At 58.5% G+C, this 4,790-nt stretch carries 3 protein-coding genes; 2 read left to right on the forward strand and 1 reads right to left on the reverse strand.

Going from position 1 to position 4,790, the window contains the following annotated elements:
- The first annotated feature begins 416 nt into the window (after positions 1-416).
- The gene (locus D0T21_RS31400) at positions 417-1,781 is read left to right on the forward strand and encodes a sodium-dependent transporter (protein WP_116994084.1); all 1,365 of its coding nucleotides are present in this window, start codon (positions 417-419) and stop codon (positions 1,779-1,781) included.
- 83 nt (positions 1,782-1,864) lie between these two features.
- Entirely contained in the window at positions 1,865-3,076 is a 1,212-nt protein-coding gene (locus D0T21_RS31405) for a sensor histidine kinase (protein WP_116994083.1), read from the forward strand.
- Positions 3,077-3,093: 17 nt separating this feature from the next.
- On the opposite strand, the gene D0T21_RS31410 is transcribed toward D0T21_RS31405, so the two are convergent.
- Positions 3,094-4,518 (reverse strand): DUF4214 domain-containing protein, encoded by a 1,425-nt coding sequence (locus D0T21_RS31410; RefSeq protein ID WP_116994082.1) that lies wholly within the window; start codon positions 4,516-4,518, stop codon positions 3,094-3,096.
- Positions 4,519-4,790 lie beyond the last annotated feature (272 nt).

Raw genomic sequence — 4,790 nt, forward strand, 5'->3', positions numbered from 1 at the left:
TTGCTACTCTCGTAGCACCCTTATTGCTAAGGGGTCGCTCACTCAAAATACTGACAGGCCACTACTTTCGTAGCGCCTATTTCATTACTTCTTGTGAACATTTGATATTTTAAGTTTCACGCTGCCTGAGCAGCGTGTGCACTTTCATCAAACGTCCACACTTATCGACTGTAAATTTTTAAAGAACTTATTCGGTACTGCGTTTGCTGCGGATCGTTGTGTCCGTCAGCGAAGAAGAAAGAGTATGAAGCGTTTAGATCGTTTCGTCAACCCCTACTTTTTTCCTCGCTCATTTCACATTTGCATGTGCCGTTCTGCGAGGGGGCGGACTATAGCAAAGCCCCCTCCATATCTGCAAGGCCTTTTTTCGAACTGCTACAATCGCGCCCTTTATGTACATGGCAGGAAGACACCCAATGACCAATCACACCGTCAAGCGCGGCGGCTTCAGCTCCAGCTTCGGCGTACTCGCGGCGACGCTGGGGTCGGCCGTAGGCCTTGGCAATATATGGAAGTTCCCTTATCTGACCGGCGCCAACGGCGGCGCCGGTTTCCTGCTGATCTACCTGCTCGCCACCCTGGTCATCGGCCTGCCCGTCATGATCGCGGAGATCACGATGGGGCGCGCAGCCAAAGCAAATCCGATCACCGCACTGCAAAATCTCAGCCCGAAAAAAGGTCTGCCGTGGTGGCTGGTTGGCGTGGCCGGCATGGCGGCGGCCTTCCTGATCCTGTCCTTCTATTCCGAAGTGGTGGCCTGGGTATTCGCCTATGTATTCAAGGCTATCGGCGGCTCCATCCTGAGCAGCGACCGCCACGTCACCGAAGGCGCTTTCAGCGCGTTGATCGCCGACCCGGTGCAATCGCTGTTGTGGCAATGGGGCGTGTTGGCCTTCATCGGCGGCATCTTGCTGATGGGTGTAACCAAAGGCATTGAAGGTATCGCCAAGAAACTGATGCCCATCCTGTTCCTGCTGTTGCTGGTGCTATGCGCGGTCAGCCTGTCGCTGGACAAGGCGGTCGACGGCCTGGCGTTCCTGTTCCGCCCCGACTTCAGCAAGATCACTGCGGGCGTCATCCTGACCGCGATGGGCCTGGCGTTCTTCAAGCTATCGCTGGGCATGGGCACGATGATGACCTACGGCTCCTACTTCCGCGACGACCAGAATATTCCGCAAACCACGCTGCGCGTGATGGCTGCCGACCTGTGCGTCTCCATGCTGGCGGGCATTGCGATCTTCCCGGCGGTGTTTACTTTCGGCTTCGAACCGGCAGCCGGCCCGGCCCTGGTATTCATCACCATCCCCGCCGTGTTCTCGCAGATTCCCGGTGGCCAGTTATTGATGATCGCCTTCTTCGTGCTGGCATCGGTGGCCGCCACTGGTGCGATGCTGTCGCTGATGGAAGTACCCGTCGTGATCTTGCACGAACGTTTTGGCCTCAGCCGTGCGAAGGCCACGCTGCTGACCATCGCCGGCCTGATGCTGCTCGGCTCCAGCTGCGCGTTGACCAACAATGTCCTGGCCAACTTCAAACTGTTCGGCATGAATATGTTCGACCTGTTCGACTTCGTCTCGTCCAACGTGCTGTTGCCACTGGGTGGCATCTTGCTAGCTGTGTTTGTGGGCTGGGTATGGGGCGCGGACAAGTTCGGCCAGGCATTGTCGAACCAGGGCACATTGGCCAACCGGAGCACGATACGCATCATCTTCTTCCTGCTGCGCTATGTCTCGCCGGTGTTGATTCTTTTGGTAATGTTGAAGGGATTGAATTTGCTGTAGGCGCAACGGTCTCGCTCTTTTTTCACCGCCGCCGGGGCAGTATGCCTATACTGTCTCCACCGTGAATATCCTCAGGCTGCGTGATGAACCAGAGCGAGATCCCCGTAGTCCCGATGCCGACGATACTCATCGTCGACGACTCGCTTTCCTATCTGGCGGCCCTGCTGGACCGGCTTGAACGGCACGGCTTCATGATCGTGCTGGCGCAAACCGCCGCCGAAGGTTTGATGCGCGCGGAATTCGCCGAACCCGATCTGATCCTGCTCGATGTCGTCATGCCTGGCATCGACGGCTTCGAAGCCTGCCGGCGCCTCAAGGCCGGCAAGGCCACCAAGGATATCCCGGTCATCTTCATGACCGGCCTGACCGACCCCAAGCAAAAAGTCACCGGTTTCGATGCCGGCGGCGTGGACTACATCACCAAGCCATTCCAGATCGAAGAGGTGCTGGCGCGCATCAATACCCACCTGGCGCTGCGCCGCGCCAACCGCGAACTGCAGGACATGGTCGCCACGCTGGACAAGGCGCGCGAAGACCTGGTGCGCAACGAACGCCTGGCCGGACTGGGCGCCATGGTGGCCGGCATCGCCCACGAGCTGAATACGCCGATCGGTAACAGCCTGATGGCCTCCACCACGTTTGAAATGCAGACCGACGACATCACCAAGCACCTGACGCTGGAAGGCGGCATCACCCGCAAGGAATTTGAGAGCTACATCCAGAATGCGCAGTTGTCGGTGGATATCCTGAGCCGCAATCTGCATCGCGCGGCGGACATCGTCACCAACTTCAAACAGGTGGCGGTCGACCAGACCAGTTCGCAACGACGCAGCTTTTTATTGGCCGAGGTGGTGGCCGGCAATGTGCTGACATTGCAGCCAACGATCAAGCGCACCCCATTCGTGATACAGCAAAGGATACCGCCGGACCTGATGATGGAAAGCTACCCCGGCCCCATCGGGCAGGTGATTTCCAACCTGATCAACAACGCCATCCTGCACGGCTACGAGGGCCGCGGCGAAGGCCTGATCGACATCTCGGCCAGCCTATCCCCGCAGGGCCTGGTGACGCTATCGGTTGAAGACCACGGCGTCGGTATCCAGAAGGACTACCTGCCGCGCATCTTCGATCCCTTCTTCACCACCAAGCTGGGGGTGGGAGGCTCAGGCCTGGGCCTGAATATCGTCCACAACATCGTCACCGAAATCCTGGGTGGCACCATCGACGTGGTTAGCGAGACCGGCGGTGGCACCCGGTTTACATTGACGCTGCCGATGCTGGCGCCGACGCGCTAGCATCGGCGCCATGCGCTCTATTCCTGCGACCACAACGACAGCGCTCCGGCTGCTGTCGTGGCACTTGCGCCGGCAGCGGCGGTGACGGTCGGCGTCTCCGGCGGCACGCTGGTGTGCGACATCGTCCGGCTGACGATCGCATACTTGATCGAGCCGTCCGCCTTGGTGTAGCGGTAAGCGCGCCAGGAAAGATCCCTGACTGTCAGGCCGCCTGCCAGCACGCCATTCAACGCTGCCTGCACCGAGGCGACCGGATACACTTTGGTGCCGCTTGCATCGGTCACCGTTGCGGCGCCCTCCGTATCGAACACAATATTTTGCGCAGTGACGACACCGCAATCTTCGCGGTAGGTAGACAGCGTCTGCCCTGCCAAGTCCTTGGCGGTGGTAATCATCTGCGCCGCATTCAGCACCAGCAAGTCCGTTGATTTATTGCTGACGGCGCCGGTTCCCGCATCAGTCGTGGCCTGGCACAGCATCAGCATCGTAGGAGAAGTGCCATCACCCTGGCCGGCAACCGTCGATGAGGCGACGATGGGTGCGTCATACGACACGGCGGGGCTGCTCGATCCAAAGTTTTTGGCGAAGCCGATCTGGCGCTCCCCCAGGCCGAACTCCAGCTTGCCGTTAGGGACAGGAATAGCCCCGCGCCCGTACGACAGCCAGTACCGCACTGGTATCGCGATCTCACCATAGACATTCTGGAAGGCGGTGTAACGTAACAAGCTGGTCGGTACCATGTCTTGAATCGACTGCACAGCCGCGTCAATCATCGCCTGGAATGCTGCGAGATCGGTATTCGCATTGACCTGGGCCAGCAAATCGGCGCCAACGACGCCTTTAGGCGAAGTATCTGTCACACCCGCAGTGGTCAGCGCAGCCAGGAAGCGCGTCGCCACGTCATTCTTTTTTGCCAGGGCCGACAGATCATCGCCTTGCGCGCCGACGAGAATGGCCAAGGCAGCAAACGATCGGGTGATGACCTGCCTGTCGAGCGCGCCAACCCAGAAATTTTGGCTGCCGCCATCGGCATAGCGGCCGAATAAATTGATATAAACAGTATTAACGAATTCGGCATTGGTGCCGGCGTACAGGTCCGACGCTTCCGTGCTTCTGCCAAATCCATCGAGCACTGATTTGACATTGGCATCGCTGTCGTAGGCATAGTAGAAGGCGGACGCGGTAGCGGGCAGATTGAGGTTATCGAGGACGCCGGTCCAGAAAGTCATGCCGCCCTCATCGGGGACGCGGCCATAATAGGCCAGGTAGAGTGCCTGGACCAGTGCGGCATGTGCGGAAACCGTCGGTGGGGCGGTCGGTCCGACGGCGCCCATGCGCAAGCCTGCCGTGCGCGGAGCCGTACTGTCCACATTCGAACCGCCACAGGCGGTCAGCAAAGCGGCGATCAGGCTCAAAGAAGCCCATTGTAGTTGGCGCTGCATGATTGTCTCCCCATTGAAATAATTACCAAATAGTACACGTTAATTATTTTCCATGGCGCGAGCACAAGAATTCAAACGAAAAAAAGCCCCGGCCAGGTAAGGCGACAGGCAATGCCTGTCGTCGAACGGAAGGGGCTTTCAAACGAAAAAAGCCCACCAGATCACTGGTGGGCTTTTCTCTTTATAACTAGCCTGACGATAACCTACTTTCACACTGGTTGCAGCACTATCATCGGCGCAGAGTTGTTTCACGGTCCTGTTCGGGATGGGAA

Source organism: Duganella sp. BJB476, from assembly GCF_003416895.1.
GTDB lineage: Bacteria > Pseudomonadota > Gammaproteobacteria > Burkholderiales > Burkholderiaceae_D > Rugamonas.